Origin of the sequence: Sphingomonas albertensis (assembly GCF_014358075.1) — a bacterium.
In the GTDB taxonomy this organism is placed as follows: Bacteria; Pseudomonadota; Alphaproteobacteria; order Sphingomonadales; family Sphingomonadaceae; genus Sphingomonas; species Sphingomonas albertensis.
Genome location: NZ_JACONT010000001.1, coordinates 47,200 through 71,092, shown reverse-complemented (window position 1 = coordinate 71,092; position 23,893 = coordinate 47,200). Strand labels below are relative to the sequence as shown.

Sequence of the window (23,893 nt, the reverse complement as noted above, 5' to 3'; positions counted from 1 at the left end):
AACGGGATCGTGCGATCAGAACTTCACGCGCACACCGAAATTATAGCGCGCGCCCGTTTCCTGGAGCGCCAGAAAACGGTCTTCGACGGCCGACCATTCGTTCACCCGCTCGTTGGTGACGTTGACGCCCTGGACATAGACCTGGAAGTTGGAGGTCAGGTCATAGGCGACGTTGAAGTCAAGCTGGCCATAGGACGACCGATTGCGCGGGCGACCCTGGCTCGACCGGCATTGCCGCAGGTAATCCGAGCGCCAGTTGTACGACGTGCGTGCCGAGATGCCGTATTTTTCGTAGAATACGCTGCCGTTGGCGGAGTGCGGCGACAGCCCGTTATAGCCGCAGTCGAAATCGGCGAGCGTGTCCTCGCGTTGCACCTTGCTGTCCACATAGGTGTAGTTGCCGGTGACGCCGAAGCCCGACGCGAAGCCCGGAAGCCAGTCGAACGCATATTGCGCGCCCACCTCGATGCCGCGGATATAGCCGGTCTGCCCGTTGCGGGTGCGGGTATCCTGGAACACGCGGCCGAACCGGTTGACCGGCAGCGTCTGGAGTTCGAGGAAGTCGCTCAGATCCTTGTGGAACCCGCCGACGCTGACATAGCTGACCGGCGTCATGTACCATTCCAACGAGAGGTCGTAGTTGGTCGACCTGAACGGCAACAGGCTCGGGTTGCCGCCGCTCGACTGCGGCACCGAAATACGGCCACCGAAATCGTTGTTGACGCCGAGATCGGTCAGCGTCGGGCGCGTGACCGTCTGCGAGAACGCGGCGCGTGCGAGCAGTTTCTCGGTCACGTTGAACCGGATGTTCGCCGATGGCAGCGCATTGACGTAGCTGTTGCTTACCGACACCGGCGTTGCCGGTCCGTAGGTGAACTGCAGCGTGTCGTCGCCGGGGGTGTTGGCGATGTTGACGACGGGCGTGTTGAAGCCCGACGACACGACGTCGGTCTTGATGACACGTACGCCGACGTTCCCCGCCCAGCGATCGCCGCCGAACTGCATGCTGATGTAGCCCGCGGTCAGCTTCTCCTGGACGTTGACCGTACCGCGAAGCTGCTCGCGCACGCCGAACGGGCCGCCCGGCAGCGCGAGCACCTGCTGCGCGAAGGCTGCCTGCTGCGCGGGCGTGCGGCCGTTGGTCGGGATCGACAGAGTCGCGGGATCATTGAGATAGGCGAGGAACGCCTGTGGATCGAACTGGAACAGCGAAGGCGGAATATTCTGCCCCCCGCCCAGCAGATTGGTCCAGTCGTAACCCTCCAGCAGGCCGGACGCGATCGGCACCTGGTATCCGCAATAGGTGCAGTTCGAATCGCTGTTGTTGAACTGCCGATTGATCTTGCGCCGTTGGGTGTAGGACCCGCCGATCTGCACCGATTTCAGAACCGAATCCTGGATGTCGTACTTCGTATCGAGATGGAATTCGGAGCCGCGGTCGCGCGAACGATTGGTGTCGATGCCCATGTAATGCAGCCGCATCCGATCGGGATCGTTGATGATCGCGTTATCGAACGACGCGGTCGGCAGTCCTTGGCCGGGGTTGAGGTCGAACTGATAGCTGTACGGCAGCAACGCACCGATCACGAGATACTGGTTCGGCGAGACGCGGTTCGCGCCGGTGACGGACGCGTCGAGCCGCACTTCGACGTCTTCGGCCGGGTTCCACTTGATGTTGCCGCCGAACTGATAGCTCTCGGACTCGCGCTTCGTCAGATTGTAGACATGGTCGATCTTCGAGTTGAGACCGTTGTTGGTCAGCCTGTCGCGATTGGCCTCCAGGAACCCCGGATTCTGGGCAATGAAGTCGCCACCGATCATGCCGAGCCCGGTCGCCGTCCCGTTGCTGTCGAACGTCGGCTCAAAATAGGGCGCGGCCAGGAAGTTATCCATCTTGCGGACCACCCCCGACACGGTGAACTTCGAATAGATGCCGTCGACGGTGATCTCGAGATTGTCGCGCGGCTTGAACTGGACGGCGCCGGCCAGGTTGATCCGCTCGCGCTCTTCCTGCGAGCGCTGATAGTACAGGCTCTGGGGAACGTTGACGTTGCCCGCTGCCGGATATCGCGGGTCGGCGCCGGTGATCAGCGTCGGCGTGCCGCCGATTACCGAGATGATGTCTGGCCGGCCATTGATCCAGCCGTCGATCGCGATCGTGTCTTCCTGGTTCTTACGTTTGGTGTACGAGCCCGACAACACCACGCCGAACGTCTTTTCGGTATTGGTCCAGGACGCGGTAGCAGACGCATCCGGCCCCGCCTTGTCGCGCAAGGTATCGTAGATCGCGCCGACGGAGCCTGAGAAATGGAACCCGTCCCGCCCCGACAGCGGGCGTGCGGTGATGATGTTGACCGTGGCCCCGATGCCGCCCTCCTGCAGCTCGGGCACGTTCGATTTGAACACGTCGGTACGCTGGATCATGTTCGACGACAGCACATCGAAGGAGAATTCACGGCCCGGATTGTCGGTCGCCATGATCCGGCCATTGACCAGCACCGTATTGAATTCCGGCCCCAAGCCACGAACCGTGATGAATTGCCCCTCGCCGCCGGACCTGTCGATCGCGACACCGGTAATACGCTGGAGAGACTCGGCGATGTTCGAGTCGGGGAATTTCCCGACGTCTTCCGCACTGATGCTGTCGACGATCTGCTGCGAGTCCCGCTTTACGCGCGCCGAGTTGGCCAAGCTGCTGCGGATGCCGGTAACGACGATCTCCTCGCCTCCGCCCGGACTATCCTGACCCGCCTCGGCGGTGGCCGGTACCGGTTCCTGGGGGAGCGCGGTGGCGCCGCCCTCAACCGATCCGGGCGTGGGCACGGTCATCTCCTGTGCAAACACCGGAGCGGTAACGAATACGCTGCTAAGCAACAGACACGTATGTGCAGTAAATCTCTTCATACATCCTCTCCCTGTACCGATCTAAATTAATCAGATTCGTTTTTTATTTACCTCGAAGCTATTATTGCCCGACGGTCTGTTCTTAACTTAATATTGAATTTACCGATGATAGTTTAGGTTTTATTGTGAAGTTATACCGTCCACCCACCCGCCAAAACAGTTCTGGAAAAAGCTTCTTAAGATAAACTTATACTATTCAGCATCTACAAGTCCCCTGATGGCTTACTACGGCTTTTGCTGGCGGGGCGGTGACCGTGAGCGAAGGTTGGAAGCACGAGGTTGAGGCGATTTCCGGGGCGGTCGGCCACGAGGAAATTGCGCGCGCCATCCGCTCATTCTCCCGCCTATGGACAGCAACGCGCGCGAGACGCTGCACATCTTGTAATTGATCTATTAATATAGATTGCGTTGCCAGCCCAAGATCACTGTCGTCAGGCACAACCTTCACAACTCCGGCGCATCTGCACTCGGCGCCGTCTTCAAGATACTCTCTAGTAAACATGCTTCGAAGCATATTAGCGTCGTTTCGACGTAATACACGATGTCTGCCAAAGTATGCGCAGACCTGATGATCTGCTGGAAGCGCTGGCCGAGTATGCATATCAGTAATTCTCTGGCCATCATGCTTCCGCACGCCATGGCCGAAACACGCGAAAGGCCAGTCCGATATCATCGGAATGCTGTGCATGCTTTCCTGATCGCCGCATGTGCCGTGATCATGATCACCTCTCCTTTCCCAACGTCTTAGCGTCGGCTTCGGAGAGTATTATTGTTATAAATCGTCTATGTAAAGGATTACATTTCTCCGTTCGTCGATATGCCGCGTAGCGCCGGGCATGCTGGGCCGTCGTCATCAGCCAGCCAGATCACGTCCATCTCCTCGAACGCAAACGACAGCGATTGCTCAGGCCGGTGGTGTCGCAGTGGTTGATTATTTTGGCGTGCATAGCGTTCCCGGCCCGAGACCACACCTGCTTCATCTCCTAAAATTGACGCAGCGCGCGCGCAGGTTCGGCGCGTGCGACTCGCCATGCGTGGCCGGCTACCGTTCCCGTTGCGATGATCAGCGCAAGCACGCTCGCGGCGACAAAATAGAGTGGCGACAAGACAATTCGGTCGTCGAAGCCGTTCAGCCAGTCCGTCATCGCGACCCACGCGATCGGCCACGCGATCATGTTCGCAAGGAGGACCGGTCTCAGGAACTGACCGAGAAGCAATCGCATGACGTCGGCAGTCGAGGCACCGAGCACCTTGCGGATACCGATCTCCTTGACCCGACGCGTGGTGTCGAACGCGGCAAGACCGTAGAGACCGATACACCCGATCAGCGCCGCGAGCACGGCCCCGGCCGTGAACAACCGCGAACGCTGGACGTCCTGGCGATAATAGGATTCGTACAGCGTTTGGTCGACGGTCGTCGCGACCGGCGGCACCGCTGGTGCGACCCGGTGCCACATGGCTTCCAGACGCGCCAGAACGGGTCTGGTATCCTCCGACGTGCGAACCACCAGGATCGAGCGGTTCCCGCCCCCCGGTTGATAGCGATATGCGAACGCCTCGACCGGCTGACGCGGCGTACCGAACCGCATGTCGGCGATGACCCCGACGATCCTGACCATGCCATCGTCCAGGGAAACCACCTGATCGATCGCATCGGCGGCATGGTCGAACCCCAGGCGCTGGACGGCGGTGCGGTTTAGGATGATGTTTGTTGTGTTCAGCGTAGCCTTGTGGTCGGTTGCGCCGGAGCGTTCACGGTCGACATCAAGCGCAAAACGCGCCGGATCGAAGACCCGGCCCGCTAGCAGACGGGCGCGGTAGATCGCGAAGAAGCGATCGCCGACCGTGGACTGGACGATCATCGGCGGTTCGCCGGTTGCGCCTGCGCGTTTCATCTTGGCGATCGCGAACGTACCGCCCCCGGGCACGGCACCGCTGGTCGTGATACCGGCAACGCCGGGAACCCGTCGGATCGAGTCCCTCAACCGGGCACGCTGTTCCGTATCGAGTGCGCGATCCCCGTAACCGGTCATCATGATCAGACCGTCGCGACCAAAGCCGATGTCCGCCTGCCGGACGTGCCGGGTCTGGGCGTACAGTACCGCCGTACCGATCATCAGCGCGACGGCGATGCCGAACTGGAGCACGACCAGCGCTTTGCGTAGCCGCGCGCCTGATCGATCGCCGCCAGGGGTCCGTGCCGCAGCAAGCACGCCGGCGGGCTGGAACCGGGAGATCACGAAGGCCGGATAAAACCCCGCGAGCAACGCCACCATCGCAATCATGACCAATAGCAGCGGCAGGATCGACCGCGTTCCCCAATAGGCGATCGACAGGTCGGTACCCCCGATCGTGTTGACGAAGGGAAGCGCGATCTCGGCAAGCGCGAGCCCGATCAATGCGGCGAGCGTCACAGCGATCAGCGCCTCACCGAGCAACTGGCCGACCAGCGTGCGCCGGGTTGCACCGACGACCTTGCGTATCGCGATCTCCCTCGCTCGGAGACCGGCCCGCGCCGTGGCAAGGTTGATGTAGTTGACCGTCGCCAGCAGCAGCGCGACGATTCCCACCGTACCCAGCACGGCGACGACCGTGCTCACGCCCTTGTCGGCGAGGTGGAGGCTCGAAAGCGGCTTCAATCCTTCTTTCAGGAACCGACGTGCCTCAGCATTGAACTGGGGATCGGGGTGGCGCCGCATGAATGAGCCGACCCGGTCCACGGTTGCGGCATCGGGAACCATCAGAAAGGTCGTGACGCCGTAGCTCGCGGATAACGTGTCATCCGCGGGTTGGTCCGGGATCGCGGCGAACATGTCGCTAGTATAGGTCTGGTTCTTCGGCAGGTCGGCAATCACCGCCCCCACCCGATAGACTTTGGGCTTGCCGTCGATCGCGACGGTCAGCGTCCGACCCAGCGGACTGGTCTTGCCGAAATAGCTTTCCGCGACACGATGCGAGACAATGAGCCCGTCGGGCCGCGCGATCGTCGTCGCGACATCGCCTTCGACGACGGGAAACGGGAAGATCTGGAAATACGCGGGGTCGACCAACGCCAGCTTTCGCGTGATGCTGGTGTTTCCTGTCAGCACCGTCGCGGTATCGTAAGGCGTCATGCGCGCTGCGACGAGGTTAGGGAATGCGTTCGCCAATTGCGCGGCGAGCGTTGGCGAAGACGGGATCGGCAATTCCGGATTTCCCGGAAACTGGACCGTTCGCTCCACTGTCCAAACCCGCTCCCATCCCGGCAGCACGCGGTCGTAACTGGTCTCGAACCGAACGAACAGGAACAGGACCAGAAACACCGCGATGCCGAGCGCGAGCCCGCCGATGTTGAGGATCGCATATAAGCGATGCCTGGCGAGCGACCGGTACAGGGTGAGCCACATCGATCGGCCCCTATTCGTGGCGCAGCGCGCGCGCTGGTTCCGCGCGGGCGACACGCCACGCCTGGCCGAAGACGGTGGCGCTTGCGATCAGCACCGCGGCGAGCGAGGCGCCGAAGAAGAACATCGGCGACAGCGCGATCCGGTCGTCGAACCCGCCTAGCCAGCGCTGCATCGCGACATAGGCGAGCGGCCACGCGACGAGGTTGGCGAGGATAACGGGTCGCAGGAACTGCCCGATCAACAGCCGCAGCACCTCGGCAGTCGAGGCGCCGAGCGTCTTGCGGATACCGATCTCCTTCACGCGCCGTGCGGTGTCGAACGCCGCCAAGCCGTAGAGCCCGATGCAACCGATCAGGACCGCCAGCACCGCGCCGATTGTGAACAGTCGCGAGCGTTGCGCGTCGGCCTTGTAATAGCGCTGGTACAAATTGTCCTCGACCGAGCGGGCCTCGAACGGAACGCCGGGAACGACGCGCTTCCATGCCGCCTCGAGCGCCGCCATCATCGTCTTCGCATCGGCGCCGGCATAACGGACCGCCGCGAACGGCGAGAGGATGTCGACGGTGTTGTAGGTATAGGCGACCGGCGTGACGGCATCGCGCGGGCTCCTGAAGCGCAGGTCGTCGACCACGCCGATGATCGTCGAGTCCCGTTCGCCGTCGTTGATCGCCTGCCCCAGCGCCGCGGTCGGTGACGCAAAGCCCAGCGCGGTCACTGCCGTCCGGTTGATCACGACGTTGGGCCCTGCCCGCTTGCGTTCGGCTATCGTCAACAGGCCGCGGTCGTCGGCATGCGCGGCGTCGAACAGGCGCCCCGCGACGAGGCGCGCACCGTACACGCGGAAATAGTCGCGGCCGGTGCCGACATCCATCAACGATATCTTGGCGCCGGACGTGCCTGCGCGGCTGTAACCGGAGAAATTGGTCGTGCTCTGGTCGCCCGGGGCATTGTTGGCGACGGTGACGCCGACGACGCCGGGGGCCGCCGCGAGGCTACGCAGGATCGCCGCGCGCTGCGGGGAGTCGATCCCGCCGGTCATCAGCGAGCGGACGATCATCAAACCGTCGCGACGAAACCCGAGATCGGCGTCACGAATATGCTCGGTCTGTTTGAGCATGACCCCGGTGGCGATGGCGAATGCGATCGCGATCGCAAACTGCACGACCACCAGCGCACTCCGCAGCCTCGTGCCGCTACGCCCACCACCGGGCGCGCGCGTCGAGGCGAGCACCGCCGCCGGGCGAAACCCCGACAGCACGAACGCGGGATACAGCCCCGCGACCAGTGCTATGCCCAAGACCAGCAGGACCAGCGGCACGACGACGCCGTCCCAACCGACATAGCGGATCGCCAGCGACGTTCCGCCAAGCGCGTTGACGAACGGCAGCGCGATCTCGGCCAGCGCGAGCCCGATCAGCGCCGCCACCGCGACGGTCGCCAGCGCCTCGCCCAGGAATTGCCGGATAAGCGACCGCCGCGTGCCGCCCAGCACCTTGCGCATCGCCACCTCGCGCGCACGCAGCCCGGCGCGAGCGGTGGCCAGATTGACGTAGTTCACGATCGCGATCAGCAGCGTCAGCAGCCCGACCGCGCCCAAGGTCGTGACGATCGCGCGATCGCCCGGACTATACAGATGCATCGCGGTCAGCGGCCGCAGCGACTGGAAATACTCACCTTTCTTGACGTTGCCCCCGGCATAAGCGTGGCGATCGAGAAACGCGGGCAATTGCGCCTCGAACGCGCGCGCGGCGGCATCGTCGGGGAAACGCAGGAACGTGGTCAGCGACGCGCTGCCCCAGTGCTCCCACCATTCGTTGCCGAAGCGCGTCCGCGACAGTTGCGCGAACATCTCGCTCTTGAAGGTGACGTCGTCGGGCATGTCGCGCAGCACCGCCCCGACCTTGTAGGGATAGGTCGTCCCGTCGATCGACAGTTGCAGCGTCCGGCCGATCGCCGACTGGCTCCCGAAATATTTCCGCGCAGTCTTCTGCGTGACTACCAGGCCGTTTGGATCGGCAAGCGTTGCTGTCGGATCGCCCTCGACCGCGGGAAAGCGCATGAGATCGAAGAAGTTAGGGTCGACCGTGCCCAGATCCTCGGCGGTCGCCTGCCCGCCCTGCTGCACGGTCGCGGCCATGTTCATGTAGCGCGTACCGACCAGCTGCGGGTAATCCGCCTGCAGGATCTTGAGCTCGCTACCCATCGTGTTCGGATTGGTGTCTGCCGGATAGCCCGGCATCACATAGCGCTCCTCCATCACCCACAACCGGTCTTGTTGCGGCAATACGCGGTCGTACCCGGTCTCGAACCGCACGAAGAGGAACAGGACGAGGAACGTCGCGATCCCGAGCGCGAGACCGCCGATGTTGAGCAGCGCGAACAACCGGTGATGCGCGAGCGAGCGATAGAGACTGGTGAGCGCGGACATGGCGGTTCCTTCAGGCGTCGCTTGCGGAATCGGGGCCGGGCGTGGGGCCGGGCTTGGTCGCGGCAAGATGACGGACGAGCACCACCACGAGCAGCAGCAACACGATCATCTGGAGCGAGCGGCGCATCAGGCGGCGCGCCGAGCCGACGAGAGGATACGCCCGTCGAGCATGTGCACCGTCCGCTTGGCGATATCGGCATGCGACGGGCTGTGCGTGACCATCACGATCGTCGCGCCTTCCGCATTGAGCTGGCTGAGGATGTCCATCACCTGCGCGCCGTTCTCGGTATCCAGGTTGCCGGTCGGCTCGTCCGCCAGGATCAGCCGCGGCTCGCCGACGATCGCGCGCGCGATCGCGGCACGCTGTTGCTGGCCGCCCGACAATTGGTGCGGGTGATGCCGTTGGCGATGCGCGATTCCGACCCGGTCCATCGCCGCGGCCACACGGTCCTTCTTCTCGCGCGCTGGCATCGTCCGATAGGCGAGCCCGAGCGCGACGTTTTCGGCGATGGTCAGCTCGTCGATCAGGTTGAAGCTCTGGAACACGAAGCCCAGCCGGTCGCGGCGAAGCCGGGCGAGCTGCGCTTCCGGCGCATGGGCGATGTCGGCACCTTCGAACAGATATCGCCCGTCCGTCGGTCGGTCGATCGTGCCGATGATGTTGAGTAGCGTCGATTTGCCGCAGCCCGACGGCCCCATGATCGCGACGAATTCGCCCGCCTCGACCGCCAGATCGATGCCGCCGAGCGCGGTCGTCTCGATCTCGTCCGAGGCATAGGTGCGGCTGAGGTCCTGTAGCTGGATCATGATCGAATCCTATCGGATGAGAAGGGTCTGGAAGGGGGTGTAGGTGCCGAGCGCGGTCGTCACGATCCGTTCGCCGGGGGCGAGGCCGGAGACGATCTCGACCTGATCGGGATTGCGTCGGCCCGTGACGATCGCGCGCCTGACGGCCTTCTTGTCGCCGTCGAGCACGAACGCGGTGGTGCCGCCCGCATCGAGCCAGCCGCCCGACGGCGCGACCACCGCCGGCCGGTCCGCGCCCAGGACAAGCCGGACGTCGAGCGTCTGGCCGCGGTTCAGCCCCGCAGGCGCCGCGCCGCGAAAGCCGAGTTCGATACGGAACCTGCCCTCGGTGACCTGCGGCAGGATCTTGATGACCGTCATGGGATAGCTGCGCCCCTCGATGTCGGCCGCTGCGCCTAGCCCGGCCCGGACGCGCCCGAGATAGAATTGGTCGACATCGGCGGTCAGCTTCCACTGGCCTTCGGAGTCGATCTGGCCGACGGGATCGCCCGCCTTGAGCGTCTGGCCGGGCTGCAGCGTGAAGGCGGTAAGCCGTCCCGCGACTGGCGCGCGCAACACCAGTGCGGACAGGCTGGCACGGACCATCGCCAGGCTCTCGCGCAACTGTCGCGCGGTCGCGGCGATGCCGGAGGACTGGTCCGCCAGCGTCGCGCCCGCTTCCGCCGTGCCACGATCCAGCGCAGCGACCCGCGCCTGCTGGTAACCGACATCCTCGCGCACCGGATCGATCGCGGCGCGTGTGATGATCCCTCGTTCGAACAGGACCTGCTTCTGCGCGAGCAGCGTGCGTGCCTTGGACAGCGCGTTGCGCGCCTCGGCCAGATTGCGCGCGCCGTCCTGGCGCGTGCTCTGCACCGACAGCCGCTGCCCGCTGATCGCGCTCAACTGCCCGACGATCTCGGCCGATCGGCTGGCGACATCGAGCTCGAGCGAGGGGTTGGACAGTCGTGCGAGCGGCGTGCCGGCGACGACTATCGCGCCGTCGCTCGCCGCCATTTCGGCGACCTGTCCGCCCGAGATCGCGGTCACGAACACGGTGCGGAGTGGCGCCACCTCGGCGCGCAGCGGCACGAAATCGCGGAACGGCGCGCGGGTGACTTCGCCGGTTCGGATGGCCGCGGCATCGACGGTCAGCGCGTTCGCACCGGGCATGAGCAGCCACAGCGCAACCGCTGCCGCCACTACGGCAAGCCCGATAACGCCGCGCACGATCAGCGTGCGCCGTTTGGCGTGCGGGCGCTCGATACGCCGGTCCATTGCGGCGCCAGTTCCGGGCAGGGTCGTCTGCGTCATGCGGACAGTGTACGGGACCGCACGCAAACAGACTAAAGCGCTGTAATCTAGTCAGATGTTGGCAATCTAGGGTCCCGGCCAGCGCGCAGACTGTACCGACTGTCCGTTTCCGGACACTATGGCCGCCATGTCAACCGAATCGCATATCCTGGTCGTCGACGACGATCCCGACATCGCCAAAGCCGCAAGACTGTTGCTGGAGCGTCACGGCATGCGCGTGTCGACCGCGGCAAGTCCGGAGGAGGCCTGGGTCCTGCTCGCGGGCGAGCCGGTCGACGTCATCCTGCTCGATCTCAATTTCGCGCGCGGGCGAACCACCGGCGAGGAAGGCTTCGCGATGCTCGACCGGCTGATCGCGGGGGATGCGCGCGCGGTGGTGATCGTCGTCACCGGGCATAGCGGGATCGCGGTCGCGGTCCGTGCGATGCGCAGTGGCGCGACCGATTTCGTGATCAAGCCCTGGAACAACGAACGCCTGCTGACGACGGTCGAACGCGGTCTGGCGTTGCGTCGCGCGAAGCTGGAAACGGCAGCGACGCCGCGCGTCCCTGACGGCATCCTGCTCGGCGAGAGTCCCGGCATCGGACGCGCACGCGACCTGATCGCTCGCGTCGCGCCGACCGCTGCCCCGATCCTCGTTCATGGCACAGCGGGCACGGGTAAGACGCTGATCGCGCGGCTGATCCATCAGGCCTCGGCCCATGCGCACCTACCACTCGTCACGCTGGACGCCGAAGCCGCCGACGCCGCCGTCATCGCCACGCAAACGGCCGCCGCCGCCGGTGGCATGCTCGTGATCGATCATATCGACCGCCTGCCCCGCGCGTTCCACGGCGTCCTCCTGGCCGCCCTCGATGGCATACGGGTCGTCGCGACGACGCGACTGGACCGCGCCGGCCTTCGGGCAGCGATCGGTGAAGACCTGCTCGACCGGGTCGGCACGATCGAGATTGCCCTTCCTCCGCTCGTCGATCGGACGGGCGACGCGCTGCTGCTAGCCCGCCATTTCCTCGCGCTGTTCGCATACCGCCATGGCAAACCGAACCGGCCGCTGGGCGACGATGCCGCGCATGCCATCGCGACGGAACGCTGGCCCGACAATGTTCGCGGCCTGCGCCAGACGATGGAGCGCGCGGTGTTGCTCGGTAACGGCGAGGCCTATGCGATCGCCGACTTCAGGCTGTCCCCCGATATGGCCGAGCTCCAATCGCTGGCACCTGATCTGTCGCTGGCCCGTAACGAGGAGACGCTGATCACCGCAGCCCTCGAACGCCACGCGTTCAACGTCAGCCGGGCCGCCGCCCAGCTCGGGCTGACGCGCGCTGCGCTTTATCGACGGATGGCGCGCTATGGCCTCTGACCGGGTTCGCGCGATGCTAAGCGCGCTGGTGATCGCCGCAGCCGGGGCCGCCGGTGCGGTCGCCGCCACGCGTGGCCTGTACGCCACGGCGTTGCTCGCCGGGCTGCTCGCCGTCTGGATCGCGGCGCTCAACCTGGTCGATACCGGTCAGCGCCCGCCATTGCCGCCCCCCCCCGCGCCGGTCTCTGCCGGAGAGGAGGAACGCCGCCGCTTGAACGCCTATCTCGATCTGTCACCCGCGCCGCTGGTCGCCCTCGACGACGGCCGCCTGCGCGTCGTCAACCGCGCCGCGCGGCGTTTGCTCGGAGCGAGCGATCTCGTCGCCGATCCGCCCGACGGGCTCGTGGCCGCACTCTCCGATACCCGCCCCGGTCGCACCGCCACGATCGAGATCGGCGTCGATACCGACGTCCGCAGCTTCGCGCTGGCCACCGGCGACCTCGCATTGGCAGGCCGGATGACGCGGATCGGCGCACTGATCGATATCGACGCCGAACTGAAGGCCGCCGAGGCCGGCGCGCTCCGCGATCTCGTCCAGGTCCTGAGCCACGAAATCGTCAACGCGCTGACCCCGATCGCCTCGCTCGCCGAGACCGCGGTCGCGATGCTCGACGATCCCGACCCCGCGCTACCCAAGGTCCGCGACGCGATCGAGACGGTCGCGCGCCGTGCCGCCAGCCTGCACCGTTTCGGCGAAAGCTACCGTGCGCTCGCGAAGTTGCCGGCGCCCAGCCCGGAACGGATCCCGCTGGCCGGATTCGTGAACGACCTGACGGCGCTGTTCACGACCCGATGGCCGACGATCAGCTTTACGACGGACCTTCAACGCGCGCCGGCGTATCTGCTCGCCGATCCGGACCAATTGACCGCCGCACTCTGGGCAGTCCTGCAGAACGCGGCCGAGGCCTTGCACGATACGCCAGATGCTCGCGTCACGTTCGCCGTCTCGACAATGGTCGGCCAAACACAGTTCACCATGACGGACACCGGTCCCGGCATTCCCGTCGGACATCAGGCCGACATCTTTCGCCCCTTCTTCACCACCAAGACCGAAGGCACGGGTGTGGGCCTGGCCCTGGCTCGGCAGATCCTTCGCGGCCACAACGGCGATCTCGGCCTCGTATCTTCCGTCCCCGGCGAAACGCGGTTCGAGGGCGCAGTGGGGTCCGTTCCGACCAGCTGACGATCAGCGCGCCCTGGCTGGACCATTCGGGTTCCGGCGTGCTTCCGCGACAGCCTTACGCAAGGTCGCAAGGTCGAGCGCGCCGGGCGCAAGATAGGCACCGATGATGAAAGCTGGCGTACCTTGGAGGCCGATTGCCGGGGCCTGCTCGCTGGTTCGTGCGAGTAGCGCGTCGATCTCAGCCTTGTGTTTTACGAGATCGGCTTGCAGCCGGGGCCAGCTCACCCCTGCCCGATTTGCGGCGGTCCTTATCGCGACAGAATCAAGTTTCCCCGCCCCTGCATACAGTGCTGCGTTGAAGGCTTCGTGCTTGCCCTGCCACTGGCTGGCGATGGCGGCGCGCGCGGCTTCTACCGACACGGGCCCAAAAATCGGCCAGTCCCGATAGACCAACCGGATCTTCGGATCGGAGGCGATTAGGGCTACGACCACGGAATGCATGCGCCGGCAATAGCCGCAATTATAGTCCGCGAACTGGACGATCGTGATGTCATAGCCTTTGGGCGCGACTTTTGGGGCAACCGGATCTTCCAGGATCGCCGACTTGGTGATCGTTGCGGCGACCGCCGGCTGGGTCAGCGCGTCCGTGGCCCCGATGACGAAGCCGGTGATCGCGAGCACTGCGAGCGTCGCCACCGAGGAGCGAATGCAGTTCATTGATTAGTCTCCAGAATATCGTCGATACCGTCGTCGAGCGCAGCACGTGAAATCTCACCGGCATGGCTCTCGCGTATCATGCCGTCCGCAGCCACGAACACGGTGGTCGGCAGGGCGCCCGAACCGACTGCCCGGCTGAAATCCTGGCTGCGATCGACCAGCAGAAGCGGCGATGTCAGCCGCGTCGTGGCCAGGAAAGCCTTTACGGTGTCCGGCGTCTCGCCTTGATCGATGAACAGAACCGGCACTGCGGGACGTGCCGCCGCGGCCCGCACCAGCATCGGCATCTCGCGCTGGCACGGCCCGCACCAGGTCGCCCACAGGTTGATGACGAACGGCTTTCCCCGAAAACTATCGATAGCAACCGGCCGTCCGTCGATCGTGTACGCGACAAGTCCCTTGGGCAGAGGGATGGCGGCATCCTCGACGAGGAGATGCGCAGCCGCTGCCCAGACCATGACGGCGATACCCAGGCTCGCCAGCGACCGATGGAGCGCGGCGGAACGGCGGAGCGTGGCGACGAGCACCAACGCCGCCCCGACGATGCCCGCAGTCACGGAAAATCCGCCCTGCCAGATCGCGAGTGCCGACAGGGGATCATCGCTGTAGCTGGGGATATGCATGGCGACATAGCCAATGCGTCCCATGACCAAGCCCGCCACGACCGCCGCCGTAGCCGCGTTCGACGTCGGCCGGGGCGACTTGCGCGTCAGAAACGACACCAAGCCGATAAAGACCGCGATCGCGAGCAGCGCGAGCAATCGGTCGGTCGACAGCACCAGCGGACCGAGGGCGACGGTATTGCCGATCGTCATAACGCGGCCGCGCTCTTCCACAGCATATAGGCTGCAACGACGAAGATCAGGATCGCGAAGACGGTCGTGAGCGTCCCGCGGTCGGAGAGGCGCTTGGCAACGACCGTCCCGACCATGCCGCCGACGACACCACCAGCGATGAAGACGCCCGCGAGCGGCCAGTCGACGAGCCCGGACAGCGCGTAGTTGGTAGCAGTCGCCAGACCGAACGCGGTGACGGCGACCAGCGATGTGCCGACCGCGTTGATCATCGGCATCCTGGTCGATGCGATCAGTCCGGGCACGATCAGAAATCCGCCGCCGATGCCGAAAAAGCCCGAGAAAATTCCTGTACCAAGCCCGAAGCCTAGCACTTTCGAGGCGTTTGCGCGATTGCAGGCAGCGCCCTCGACGCCGAGGTTGCGACGGCCGCGCAGCATCAGGATGCCGACCGCGACCATGACGATGGCGAACAGGAACAGCAGATGCTGGCCATCGACGGCCTTGCCCGCCGACGATCCTGCGAATGCACCGAGCACGCCTGCCCCCGCATACATCAGCCCGCAGCGCCATTTGACGGTGCCGGCCCGCGCATGGCTGAGCAGACCGGTCGCCGCGTTCGCCGCGACCGCGAGCGCGCTCGTCCCGATCGCCACGTGCGGATTGGTCACGCCGACGAGATAGACCATCAGCGGCACGGCGAGGATCGAGCCCCCGCCGCCGACGAGGCCAAGCGTGAAGCCGACCAGGCCCGCGAACACTGCGCCCAGCAGGTATTGGATGGTATCGAGCATGAAGACGGACCTTGGACGGCGGAGCTGGCTCAGGCGGCTTGGCGATGCTCGGGATGCGCCATCCACTCGCGGCCCTTGAGCATGCCGTTCCAGTAGATCCACGGCAGGCCTTCGGACTTCAGCAGCCAGGACAGCCGCTGCGGCCTGGTGCCCTCGATGATCCACTTCGGAAAACTCGGCAGCAGCTTTCCGCCATAGCCGAACTCGGCAAGCAGGATCTTGCCGCGTTCGACCGTTAGCGGACACGAGCCATAGCCGTCATAGAGCGCCATCGGCGTCTTGCCGGCGAGCATCGACAGCAGATTTTCGGCAACGATCGGGGCCTGCTTGCGCGCGGCAGCCATGGTCTTGGCGTTCGGCGTCGATCCGCCATCACCCAGACCAAACACGTTGGCGTAGCGAATGTGTTGCAGGGTCGTCTGATCGACATCCACATACCCCGCTTCGTTGGCGAGCGGACTGTGCGCGACGAACGCCGGTGCCTTCTGGGGCGGCGTGACGTGGATCATGTGGAACGATTTGGTGATCTCTCCGCCCCTCTCCCGGAAGGTGGCGGTTCGATCAGATCCGTCGACCGCAACCAGGGTGGACTCGAACTGGAGGTCGATACCGTAGCGGTCGACATAGGCCATCAGCGGCGGGACGAACTCCTTTACGCCGAACAATACGCCCCCGGCGTTGTGAAACTGCACGTCGATGTCCTTGAGCACGCCCTGCCGCTGCCAATGGTCGCACGACAGGTACATCGCCTTCTGGGGCGCGCCTGCGCACTTGATCGGCATCGGCGGCTGGGAGAACAGCGCGGTACCACCCCTCAGGGACTGAACCAGTTCCCACGTATAGGGTGCGGTTTCGTAACTGTAGTTGGAGGTGACGCCGTTGCGCCCGAGCGTCTCGACAAGCCCATCCACCCCGGCCCAGTCGAGTGCGATCCCCGGTGCGACGACGAGCGCGCGGTATCCGACGGTGGAGCCGTCTTCCAGTGTCACGGTATCGCGCTCGGGCTCGAAACTGGCGACCGCGCCTTTGATCCAGCGCACGCCGGCGGGCATGACGCTCGCCTCGGGCCGCCGCGGATCCTTGGCATCGAACACGCCGCCGCCGACCATCGTCCAGCCCGGCTGATAGTCGTGCTCGGTACGCGGCTCGATGACGACGATGTCGAGCGAGCGGTTACGCTCGCGCAGCGACGCAGCCGTCGCCAGCCCTGCCGAGCCACCGCCGACGATGACGACATCGGCCCGCGATGGCCCCGCTCCTTCCGGAATTGCTGCGGGTGTTTCGGGCATGAACAGCGTATCGCCCGTGAACACCGCCTCGCCGATGACATAGGCCATGTCGGCCGGGGTGTGACCGGGCACATGGAGCGCGATCGCCGGTATCGAACCGATCGCGAATGCATCATCGAAGACCCATCGATGGCGGTCGGTCGCGCTTATGGCATGATCGACGACGATGCCGCCGATGCGTCCGCGGTGCGCGCAACATACTTCATCGACCCCGAAGGCGTGATCCGCGGCGTCACCTGGTATCCCATGACGATCGGACGCTCGATCGACGAGATGGTCCGCATGCTCGCCGCGCTGAAGCGCTCCGCCGACGGCAGCGTCCTTACGCCCGCCGGCTGGCAACCAGGCGACGATGTGCTGGTCCCCCCTGCCCAGACCGCGGAGACGGCGATCGGCGACGATGCTCCCGCTGACTGGTTTCATCAGACCCAGCCCGATCGATGACGGCGATCTACCAGTCTCGCGAACGTGCCAATGCCGCGGCCGACCGGCTCAAAACCTATGCGCAGCCGCAGCGGCTCATGATCCTGTCCCGCCTGCTCGACGGCGAGCAGATCGTCGCCGATCTCGAACGTTCGACGGGGATCGTTCAACCCGCGCTCAGCCAGCAACTTGCCGAATTGCGAAAGGCCGATCTCGTCGTGATGCGCCGCGCGGCGAAACAGGTTTTCTACCGACTGGCGGATGACGACGTGACGCTCTGCGTCCGCGCGATCGAGGCGATGTTCGGCAGCGGCGAGGCCGTGGCGACCGCGCTGGAACGCATCACCGGGTCTGCCAAAGCGTCACCGGCAGCTACCCCTAAGCCCAGTGTCGCAGCGATGTTCGCTCGGGTCGATTGAGCCCGCCCGAACCGCGGATCCGAACCGGGCCGGTGCAGTATTCCGCGATGCAGGGGTCCGCAGCGCCAGTGGCTGATCGCGGTTGACGGCATAAGATCGCGGTCGTCGACTTTCCGCGCGGGTGACCATCCCGCCGGAATCAGACCCGGCGCCGGGTTCGGTGAGTCGAAGCAGCCGATATATTTGCCGGACGCGGCTTAACCGGTGCCGTGGTCATCGGTTGACGACGGACATCACCGGCAAACAGGTTACCCCGATGAGTTGCCTATGGTGGGCGGGCGCAAAAATTCGCTTTTCGCATCCGCTGGATGGCGAGGATGCCGTGGCGGCTAGCGACTTTAGGCAATACACCTTGCCGCCATTGTGTTCTAGATTAGTGTGCAGGCATGATCACAAGACGCTCTGTCATCGCTTCTTCCCTCGCCATGTGCGCGACCTCGGGCATGGCTGCCGCGCCTTCGCGTCGTGGCCGACTGAAGCAGTCGGTTAGCCGTTGGTGCTACCAGAATATTCCGCTCGATCAGTTGTGCGCCGCCGCAGCGCGCATCGGGCTGGAAGGCATCGATCTTCTGGAGCCTGCCGATTATGAGGTGCCGCGCCGGCATGGATTGCGCTGCACGATGGGCTACGCCGCCGACATCATGACGATCCCCAATGGTTTGAACCGGCGTGAAAACCACGCTGCGATCGAACGAGCCTTCCGGATTGGTATCCCGCAAGCTGCGAAGGCCGGCGTGCCCAACGTGATCGCCTTTTCAGGCAATCGTCGCGGCATGTCCGACGCGGAAGGCGCCGACAACGCCGTCGCAGGCCTGAACCGTGTCAAGAAAATCGCCGAGGATTATGGTGTGACGATCTGCGTCGAGCTGCTCAATAGCAAGGTCGACCACCCTGACTATATGGCCGACCATACCGCCTGGGGTGCGCGCGTCGCCAAGGAGGTCGCCTCGCCACACGTCAAGCTGCTGTACGATATATATCATATGCAGATCATGGAAGGCGACCTGATCGATACAATCCGGAAGAATATCCAGTGGATCGGCCATTTCCATACCGGCGGGGTTCCTGGGCGCCATAACCTCGACGACAAACAGGAGGTGAATTGGCATGCGGTTGCGCGCAGCGTTGCCGATCTCGGCTTCCAAGGCTTTTTCGCGCACGAATTCGTGCCTGTTGGCGATCCACTGGCCGCACTTGCGGAGGCGGTCCGGACCTGTACCGTGTGATCGGAATCGGACGCTCAGAGCATCGGTTCAACTCCCCAACTCCGGCAGCTTGTTCATGTCCACGGCCAGAGTGAAGTTAGGACCGCGAGCCCCTCCCTCTGACTGCCAGGCTTTCTCGAAAAGGATCGAGTTTCGGGAAGAGCGACGCCCCGGCGCTACTTCCCAATCGTTGCTTTATTGAAGAGTACGTCCACCCGATAAACATGGGCAGGAGAGGCGAGAATCGCATTCATGCGGGGATTATCACGGAAAATATCACCGCCTCCACCGGCCACATGCGCGTCCCGGCCCGCGATGTTGGGAAATGCCTCGAAAATGCCGAACGTAGTTGGAGAGTATCTCACGCCGAACCACGGACCGGTTGCCGGCTCATCCGGCACACAGTCGTAGATATCGCGCAACATCTGCACGACCTCGTCCTCCTTGCCTCGCTTGGCTTCGATGTGGATGTAGAACGCCTTATGGCCGTCCTCGCCGTTCTTACCAGTTACGACGACGCCCCGGTGTGGCGCGTTCGACGGCTGTTCGGGATCGGGGATCGGGCCGGGAACGGTGGCTAGGTCTTCGGGGCGGGTTGAAGGCGGGGTCGCGTTCGTCATGGTTGCACCTTTGCGGACTGTGGAAGTTACGCAGATTGTCGAGGCCTGTAGGTAGGCTGTCGCTCGGCAGACACCATTGTGAAGCACCGCGCTGCCTTCCACTTTTTGCAAGCCTGAAATAATGCTAGCATCTTCCTCGATGCACCTTCCCTCTACCCGTACCCTCCAAGCGTTCGTTACAGCCGCGCAACTCGGTAGCCTTGCTGCTGCAAGTGCGCGCGTTGCGATGTCGGTGCCAGCGTTGTCGCGACGGCTCGCTGGCTTGGAAAAGGAGCTTGGTATCCGCCTTTTCGAACGCGTGCCTCGGGGCGTGGTGCTGACTACCGCCGGCAATAGCTATCTTGCCCATGCGGTCGCAGTTCTCGATCGACTTCAGGTTGCGGCGGCTGATTTGCAGCGTGACACTTCGCTCGTGCGGGTGACGACGATCCCTGCTTTCGCAACACGCTGGCTGCTACCCAGACTGCCGGCGTTCAGCGCACGGTACCCCGGCATCGACGTGGAGGTGCGAACCTCGATCGCATTTGAACGGCTCGACACAGGAGAGTATGACTTCGCCATCCGGCTAGCGCTCGATCACGAGATGACGACAGCGCCGTTGTTGCCGATCCACCTTATGCCGGTCTGGAGCGCCGCCCATCCACGCGCGATTACTCACCCCGACGATGTGATGCATCATCCGCTGCTTGGCCCAGATCATCGACCAGAGTTCTGGGAGGAATGGATGCGCGGTGTCGGGCTGGAGTATCCGGGGCCCCGCCCTCGCGAGATCGACGCGCTGCTCCTCTACGAGCGAGTATTGAGCGGCGCCGGTGCCGGTGTCGCCATCGGCATCGAACCGCTGACATCCGCCCTGCTAGGCCAAGAGCGATTGAAGGGGCTCGACACGTACCGGCTGCGGTCGGAACGCAGCTTTTTTCTTATCGAACCTACTGAGATACGCACGCGCGCCGCTCGACTCTTTCGCGGATGGCTTCAAGGTGAAGCGCAAGGCTGACACTTCTCGAATCGGTGCTATTTTCGATAATCTAGCAGAGCTATAAATGCTCGCAACACAGACCAGTGTCAAAATCGTTATGGAACCGAGCTGAACGCGCTCACGGTCACAGGCCGGTTTGTAACACGCACAGTATTTGGCGGCGTTCTGATCGCGCTATCTGTCGCCTCGCCCGCCGGCAGCTTTCTCACCAACGATCAAGAAAAGGGAAAGCTCGAGCTTTCCCAAATCCCGTGGTGCGGGAAGATTATGCCGAGACGGCGATCTGCCGGTGCAACGTCTCGTGATCCTCGACATGCCAATTTTCGACAATCAGCCCGTCAGCGATCCGCATAATGTCGGTCGCCAGATAGTCTATTGCCTGCCCCGCTCCTCCCGTGCCCTTGCGGCTCCCTGTGAAAGTGCCCGTGACGCGAAGATGGCTGACGATACGATCCCCAACCAGCATCTGTTGGAGAACCTTCACTCGGCCATCAGGGAACGCCGCAAAGAAGGCCGCCCCAGCATCGGCTAGGCCTGACGGGCCTTGCTGCCGACCGGCAGGCAAAGTGCGATCTGTGTAGCTGGAAGAAACGGTCGCTTCGAATAGTGTTGTGCTGCCATTGTTCCAGAAACCGTAATAGGTCGCGGCGAGATCTGCGAGCATGGAAGCCGCACTATCGTTGGGGCTGACCAGCACATCAGGACGCGCGAAGGCAACCGCCGAGGCATCATCTACTCGCGTGTGATACCCAAATCCGAAACGGCCCATCTTATGCGCCCTTCCGCTTCTCTAACCAGCCCGTCACGTCGGTGACATCTATGCCCTGCGCTGCATTGAAGGTCTGCTCCTTGTCCCACGCGACGCCGGTGTCGCGGGCAAAAGCAAGGCGGTACTTTCGCATTCCGTCGTCCGGGTGTGACGCGACTTCGGACCGTAGCCGATCCGTGTCCCACAACACCCGCTCCGCATCCCGATCCAAATGCCCTTCAACCATGTCGGCAAGTTGGGCGTAGGAGAACGTATCCCCTGCGACGTACACCACCTCATCCCGGATGCGCGGTTCATGCGCGAGGATCGCGGCGGTAAGCCGTCCAATATCGCCCGAGGTAGTCACGGTCAGGCGGTTCTCCCAACTACCGAGGGCATGAACCTTGGGGCGTTCGAGATCGACCAGACCAAAGGCCGGCTCGAACAGGAAGCTGGTGAACATGCCCGTCGAGACGATCACCCATTCCGTGGCGGATTGCCCGCGGAGTATGTCGCGCACGTCCGCTTGCTCATCGAAAACCGGTTGCCCGCTGCCATGCCCGACCACGTCGTAATCGACGCCGAACTGCCAAGGCACATAGCGTTTCACGCCGGCTTGCAGGACAGCCTTGGTTATCTTGCGTTGCGTGCCGGGGCCGCCAACGAACCCGGTACAGCAGATAACCGTATCGAACCTTGCGAGGATGGCGGCAAGGCCGTCGACCGTTTCCTTCGCAAGATCGCCGCGAACGATTTGAAGTCCTTTATCCTGCAACTGGCGGTCAACCTGCTCTGCGGCCGGATCTGCGGGTAGCCTCAGAAGGACGCTGATCGATCCGGCGCTTTCCGGGTTCTGCTCCAATAGGCCGTCAATGACGGCCAGTCCCAGTTCTCCCGCGCCGATGACAAGGGTAGTGGCGACAGGTTTATTCGTTTCTGGCATCAGGTGCTCCTTATGATCCTGATCGCAAAATGAGATGCACGGTTGGGATGAAGAAGAAGGTACACACGTGATACCGCTTGATAACTTAAACTTTGATGCGGTGATTGCCCGCTCGCAAGCAGCCTGCGACGCGCTAAGCGACGATGATGACGGGCTAAAGCGGGAAGTGCTGGCCCATGCCGGCAACCGATGGTCGCTCGGCATCGTCCATGCCTTGGGGGTCGCCGGTACGCTACGACACGCCGAACTGGCGCGACGGCTCGAAGGGGTCACGCAGCGCATGTTGACCCGATCCCTGCGTCACTTGGAACGCGATGGGCTCATTCTTCGCCGCGACTACGGCGAGGTGCCGCCACGGGTCGATTACACGCTGACACCCATGGGACGGGGGATGCTCGTAGGGATGATGCCGCTTTGGACCTGGATCATCGACAACGCCTCGGAGTTCAGGGCAGCACGCACCCGGTTCGACCATAATGGACCCGTCGCTAACGATCATGCGAAAGCCCGAAGCGTTCCCGATTAGGAAGGTAGAACGGGAAAGCGGAGATTGATGTTGTTGCCACAACCGCTGAACGAGCCACTTTCCCGAAATCTGTTCCCGATTAGTTTTCCCGAGATTGCCTACCGGACATGGGAAAACGGGAATCGCCCTGGCGGCTAGAATGGCGGGATTCGCGACCTTACATATTTCGACTAAACGACCGACATTGGGCGAGCGGTCCCCTACCCTACGGCTGCCGGCCAGACCCAATTGCGGACGTTCAGCCGTCGTTTGGCGCTCCCCGACTTCAGACATCCATTCATGTTCGCCCGACGCATAGACCAGCGATGGCGGAAATGGCGAGAAGTGGGACGAAGCTTTCATCCAGGCACACGCTGCTGAACGACAGCTATCGCCAAATCCGGACTTTCGCCGGCGGATCTCTAGTCTTGTGTTCCACGCACACCTCTCGAGGATGTGAGACTGGCGGATTTAAGAGATTACCCGGTCAAAAAATGTCAACCTGAAGCGGCCGCTGCAGAAAGATCAGCCGGAAAAACTGTTGATGAGGACTTGGTAGATAGTCTCCGAAAGCATCGAACGACACGGCCCCCTTCCGCGGCAATGTCAGCGATGGGTTGGCGGCTCGCCCCACTATTCGAAATTCAGGCTTGGCGTGTCCTGGATGCGGACTACCATCCTCTGCTTCGTGTGGCACCGAAAATTCCACCGGAATGGCGTGCCAATGCGCTATGCCGCCGCCTTCGCATCCTTGGCGGTGCGATTGGCCACAAGATGCTCGACCTTGGCGATATGCTCTGTGCCCCAAACACATAGCGGTACGAGCGCATCGGCCAGCGTCTTGCCGAACGGTGTCAGCGAATAGTCCACTTTGGGTGGCACCTGCTGATGATCGCGGCGATCGACCACACCATCTGCATGCAGCTCCTTGAGTTGCTGGATCAGCATCTTGTCACTCACTCCGCCGACCGCCCGCTTGAGCTCCCCGTAGCGCCGCGTGTCGTGCGCCAAATGGAACAGGATCAGCGGCTTCCACTTACCCCCGATCACCGACAGCGCCACGTCCAGGCCGCAGCTGAAAACCTTGCTCTCCATCGGCAACCCCAGATACTTACCAAAAGGTGCATACTAGTAAGAAGGAAGGCGTGTGTCTACC

The 23,893-nt window shown here is 63.5% G+C and carries 20 protein-coding genes; 7 read left to right on the top strand and 13 right to left on the bottom strand.

What is annotated here, in order from left to right:
- Nucleotides 1-15 precede the first annotated feature (15 nt).
- From H8S47_RS00345 to H8S47_RS00325, 5 genes are all read right to left on the bottom strand, one after another.
- Nucleotides 16-2,904, bottom strand: coding sequence for a TonB-dependent receptor (locus H8S47_RS00345; RefSeq protein ID WP_187501943.1), 2,889 nt, complete (start codon nt 2,902-2,904; stop codon nt 16-18).
- Between the two features lie 983 nt (nt 2,905-3,887).
- Nucleotides 3,888-6,290 (bottom strand): ABC transporter permease, encoded by a 2,403-nt coding sequence (locus H8S47_RS00340; protein ID WP_187501942.1) that lies wholly within the window; start codon nt 6,288-6,290, stop codon nt 3,888-3,890.
- 10 nt (nt 6,291-6,300) lie between these two features.
- Nucleotides 6,301-8,718 (bottom strand): ABC transporter permease, encoded by a 2,418-nt coding sequence (locus H8S47_RS00335; protein WP_187501941.1) that lies wholly within the window; start codon nt 8,716-8,718, stop codon nt 6,301-6,303.
- Between the two features lie 126 nt (nt 8,719-8,844).
- Nucleotides 8,845-9,525 carry an ABC transporter ATP-binding protein gene (locus tag H8S47_RS00330; protein ID WP_187501940.1) on the bottom strand — a complete coding sequence of 227 codons (681 nt, stop codon included), beginning with the start codon at nt 9,523-9,525 and terminating at the stop codon, nt 8,845-8,847.
- A gap of 9 nt (nt 9,526-9,534) precedes the next feature.
- A complete protein-coding gene (locus tag H8S47_RS00325; RefSeq protein ID WP_187502116.1) occupies nt 9,535-10,782 on the bottom strand; it encodes an efflux RND transporter periplasmic adaptor subunit in 1,248 nt (415 codons plus the stop codon).
- Nucleotides 10,783-10,945: 163 nt separating this feature from the next.
- Between H8S47_RS00325 and H8S47_RS00320 the strand changes: the two genes are divergently transcribed.
- Together H8S47_RS00320 and H8S47_RS00315 are read left to right on the top strand one after the other, a co-directional pair.
- The gene (locus H8S47_RS00320) at nt 10,946-12,178 is read left to right on the top strand and encodes a sigma-54-dependent transcriptional regulator (protein ID WP_187501939.1); all 1,233 of its coding nucleotides are present in this window, start codon (nt 10,946-10,948) and stop codon (nt 12,176-12,178) included.
- Nucleotides 12,168-13,361: a sensor histidine kinase gene (locus tag H8S47_RS00315; protein WP_187501938.1), complete on the top strand. Its 1,194-nt coding sequence runs from the start codon at nt 12,168-12,170 to the stop codon at nt 13,359-13,361. The genes H8S47_RS00320 and H8S47_RS00315 overlap by 11 nt, the downstream gene beginning before the upstream one ends.
- Before the next feature lie 3 nt (nt 13,362-13,364).
- Here the strand turns inward: H8S47_RS00315 and H8S47_RS00310 are convergent, their stop codons facing one another.
- From H8S47_RS00310 to H8S47_RS00295, 4 genes are read right to left on the bottom strand one after another with little or no spacing between them, the layout of a single operon-like run.
- The gene (locus tag H8S47_RS00310) at nt 13,365-13,997 is read right to left on the bottom strand and encodes a DsbA family protein (protein WP_328805369.1); all 633 of its coding nucleotides are present in this window, start codon (nt 13,995-13,997) and stop codon (nt 13,365-13,367) included.
- Nucleotides 13,998-14,014: 17 nt separating this feature from the next.
- Nucleotides 14,015-14,833 (bottom strand): TlpA disulfide reductase family protein, encoded by an 819-nt coding sequence (locus H8S47_RS00305; RefSeq protein ID WP_187501936.1) that lies wholly within the window; start codon nt 14,831-14,833, stop codon nt 14,015-14,017.
- Nucleotides 14,830-15,606: a sulfite exporter TauE/SafE family protein gene (locus H8S47_RS00300; RefSeq protein WP_187501935.1), complete on the bottom strand. Its 777-nt coding sequence runs from the start codon at nt 15,604-15,606 to the stop codon at nt 14,830-14,832. Before H8S47_RS00300 ends, H8S47_RS00305 begins: the two co-directional genes overlap by 4 nt.
- A 29-nt stretch (nt 15,607-15,635) precedes the next feature.
- Nucleotides 15,636-16,943, bottom strand: coding sequence for an NAD(P)/FAD-dependent oxidoreductase (locus tag H8S47_RS00295; RefSeq protein WP_214654866.1), 1,308 nt, complete (start codon nt 16,941-16,943; stop codon nt 15,636-15,638).
- A 12-nt stretch (nt 16,944-16,955) separates the two neighbouring features.
- On the opposite strand from H8S47_RS00295, the gene H8S47_RS19070 reads away from it, so the two are divergent.
- The 3 genes from H8S47_RS19070 to H8S47_RS00280 all read left to right on the top strand — a co-directional run bounded on the left by H8S47_RS19070 (nt 16,956) and on the right by H8S47_RS00280 (nt 18,963).
- Nucleotides 16,956-17,339, top strand: a complete 384-nt coding sequence (locus H8S47_RS19070; RefSeq protein ID WP_398456946.1) for a hypothetical protein — start codon at nt 16,956-16,958, stop codon at nt 17,337-17,339.
- On the top strand, nt 17,336-17,737 hold the full coding sequence (locus H8S47_RS00285; RefSeq protein ID WP_187501934.1) for an ArsR/SmtB family transcription factor: 402 nt from the start codon (nt 17,336-17,338) through the stop codon (nt 17,735-17,737). The genes H8S47_RS19070 and H8S47_RS00285 overlap by 4 nt, the downstream gene beginning before the upstream one ends.
- A 386-nt stretch (nt 17,738-18,123) precedes the next feature.
- Nucleotides 18,124-18,963 carry a hydroxypyruvate isomerase family protein gene (locus tag H8S47_RS00280; RefSeq protein WP_235982510.1) on the top strand — a complete coding sequence of 280 codons (840 nt, stop codon included), beginning with the start codon at nt 18,124-18,126 and terminating at the stop codon, nt 18,961-18,963.
- A 155-nt stretch (nt 18,964-19,118) separates the two neighbouring features.
- Here H8S47_RS00280 and H8S47_RS00275 read toward each other — a convergent pair whose 3' ends face one another.
- The gene (locus H8S47_RS00275) at nt 19,119-19,562 is read right to left on the bottom strand and encodes a putative quinol monooxygenase (protein ID WP_214654857.1); all 444 of its coding nucleotides are present in this window, start codon (nt 19,560-19,562) and stop codon (nt 19,119-19,121) included.
- A gap of 121 nt (nt 19,563-19,683) precedes the next feature.
- On the opposite strand from H8S47_RS00275, the gene H8S47_RS00270 reads away from it, so the two are divergent.
- Nucleotides 19,684-20,559, top strand: coding sequence for a LysR family transcriptional regulator (locus H8S47_RS00270; RefSeq protein ID WP_328805368.1), 876 nt, complete (start codon nt 19,684-19,686; stop codon nt 20,557-20,559).
- Nucleotides 20,560-20,806: 247 nt separating this feature from the next.
- Here H8S47_RS00270 and H8S47_RS00265 read toward each other — a convergent pair whose 3' ends face one another.
- Both H8S47_RS00265 and H8S47_RS00260 read right to left on the bottom strand, forming a co-directional pair.
- Entirely contained in the window at nt 20,807-21,310 is a 504-nt protein-coding gene (locus H8S47_RS00265; protein ID WP_187501932.1) for an ester cyclase, read from the bottom strand.
- A 1-nt stretch (nt 21,311) separates the two neighbouring features.
- The gene (locus H8S47_RS00260) at nt 21,312-22,232 is read right to left on the bottom strand and encodes an aromatic alcohol reductase (RefSeq protein ID WP_187501931.1); all 921 of its coding nucleotides are present in this window, start codon (nt 22,230-22,232) and stop codon (nt 21,312-21,314) included.
- Between the two features lie 34 nt (nt 22,233-22,266).
- Here H8S47_RS00260 and H8S47_RS00255 point away from each other — a divergent pair, with 34 nt between their 5' ends.
- The gene (locus H8S47_RS00255) at nt 22,267-22,758 is read left to right on the top strand and encodes a winged helix-turn-helix transcriptional regulator (RefSeq protein ID WP_187501930.1); all 492 of its coding nucleotides are present in this window, start codon (nt 22,267-22,269) and stop codon (nt 22,756-22,758) included.
- 708 nt (nt 22,759-23,466) lie between these two features.
- Here the strand turns inward: H8S47_RS00255 and H8S47_RS00250 are convergent.
- Complete coding sequence (locus tag H8S47_RS00250) at nt 23,467-23,832, bottom strand: winged helix-turn-helix transcriptional regulator (RefSeq protein WP_187501929.1); 366 nt, start codon at nt 23,830-23,832, stop codon at nt 23,467-23,469.
- Between the last annotated feature and the right edge of the window lie 61 nt (nt 23,833-23,893).

What these genes read in the sequence shown, in the direction of transcription:
- H8S47_RS00345 (WP_187501943.1), bottom strand. Translation starts at nt 2,904, where the DNA reads ATGAAGAGATTTACTGCACATACGTGTCTGTTGCTTAGCAGCGTATTC.
- H8S47_RS00340 (WP_187501942.1), bottom strand. Translation starts at nt 6,290, where the DNA reads ATGTGGCTCACCCTGTACCGGTCGCTCGCCAGGCATCGCTTATATGCG.
- H8S47_RS00335 (WP_187501941.1), bottom strand. Translation starts at nt 8,718, where the DNA reads ATGTCCGCGCTCACCAGTCTCTATCGCTCGCTCGCGCATCACCGGTTG.
- H8S47_RS00330 (WP_187501940.1), bottom strand. Translation starts at nt 9,525, where the DNA reads ATGATCCAGCTACAGGACCTCAGCCGCACCTATGCCTCGGACGAGATC.
- H8S47_RS00325 (WP_187502116.1), bottom strand. Translation starts at nt 10,782, where the DNA reads ATGGACCGGCGTATCGAGCGCCCGCACGCCAAACGGCGCACGCTGATC.
- H8S47_RS00320 (WP_187501939.1), top strand. Translation starts at nt 10,946, where the DNA reads ATGTCAACCGAATCGCATATCCTGGTCGTCGACGACGATCCCGACATC.
- H8S47_RS00315 (WP_187501938.1), top strand. Translation starts at nt 12,168, where the DNA reads ATGGCCTCTGACCGGGTTCGCGCGATGCTAAGCGCGCTGGTGATCGCC.
- H8S47_RS00305 (WP_187501936.1), bottom strand. Translation starts at nt 14,833, where the DNA reads ATGACGATCGGCAATACCGTCGCCCTCGGTCCGCTGGTGCTGTCGACC.
- H8S47_RS00300 (WP_187501935.1), bottom strand. Translation starts at nt 15,606, where the DNA reads ATGCTCGATACCATCCAATACCTGCTGGGCGCAGTGTTCGCGGGCCTG.
- H8S47_RS00295 (WP_214654866.1), bottom strand. Translation starts at nt 16,943, where the DNA reads ATGGCCTATGTCATCGGCGAGGCGGTGTTCACGGGCGATACGCTGTTC.
- H8S47_RS00285 (WP_187501934.1), top strand. Translation starts at nt 17,336, where the DNA reads ATGACGGCGATCTACCAGTCTCGCGAACGTGCCAATGCCGCGGCCGAC.
- H8S47_RS00280 (WP_235982510.1), top strand. Translation starts at nt 18,124, where the DNA reads ATGATCACAAGACGCTCTGTCATCGCTTCTTCCCTCGCCATGTGCGCG.
- H8S47_RS00275 (WP_214654857.1), bottom strand. Translation starts at nt 19,562, where the DNA reads ATGACGAACGCGACCCCGCCTTCAACCCGCCCCGAAGACCTAGCCACC.
- H8S47_RS00270 (WP_328805368.1), top strand. Translation starts at nt 19,684, where the DNA reads ATGCTAGCATCTTCCTCGATGCACCTTCCCTCTACCCGTACCCTCCAA.
- H8S47_RS00265 (WP_187501932.1), bottom strand. Translation starts at nt 21,310, where the DNA reads ATGGGCCGTTTCGGATTTGGGTATCACACGCGAGTAGATGATGCCTCG.
- H8S47_RS00260 (WP_187501931.1), bottom strand. Translation starts at nt 22,232, where the DNA reads ATGCCAGAAACGAATAAACCTGTCGCCACTACCCTTGTCATCGGCGCG.
- H8S47_RS00255 (WP_187501930.1), top strand. Translation starts at nt 22,267, where the DNA reads ATGCACGGTTGGGATGAAGAAGAAGGTACACACGTGATACCGCTTGAT.
- H8S47_RS00250 (WP_187501929.1), bottom strand. Translation starts at nt 23,832, where the DNA reads ATGGAGAGCAAGGTTTTCAGCTGCGGCCTGGACGTGGCGCTGTCGGTG.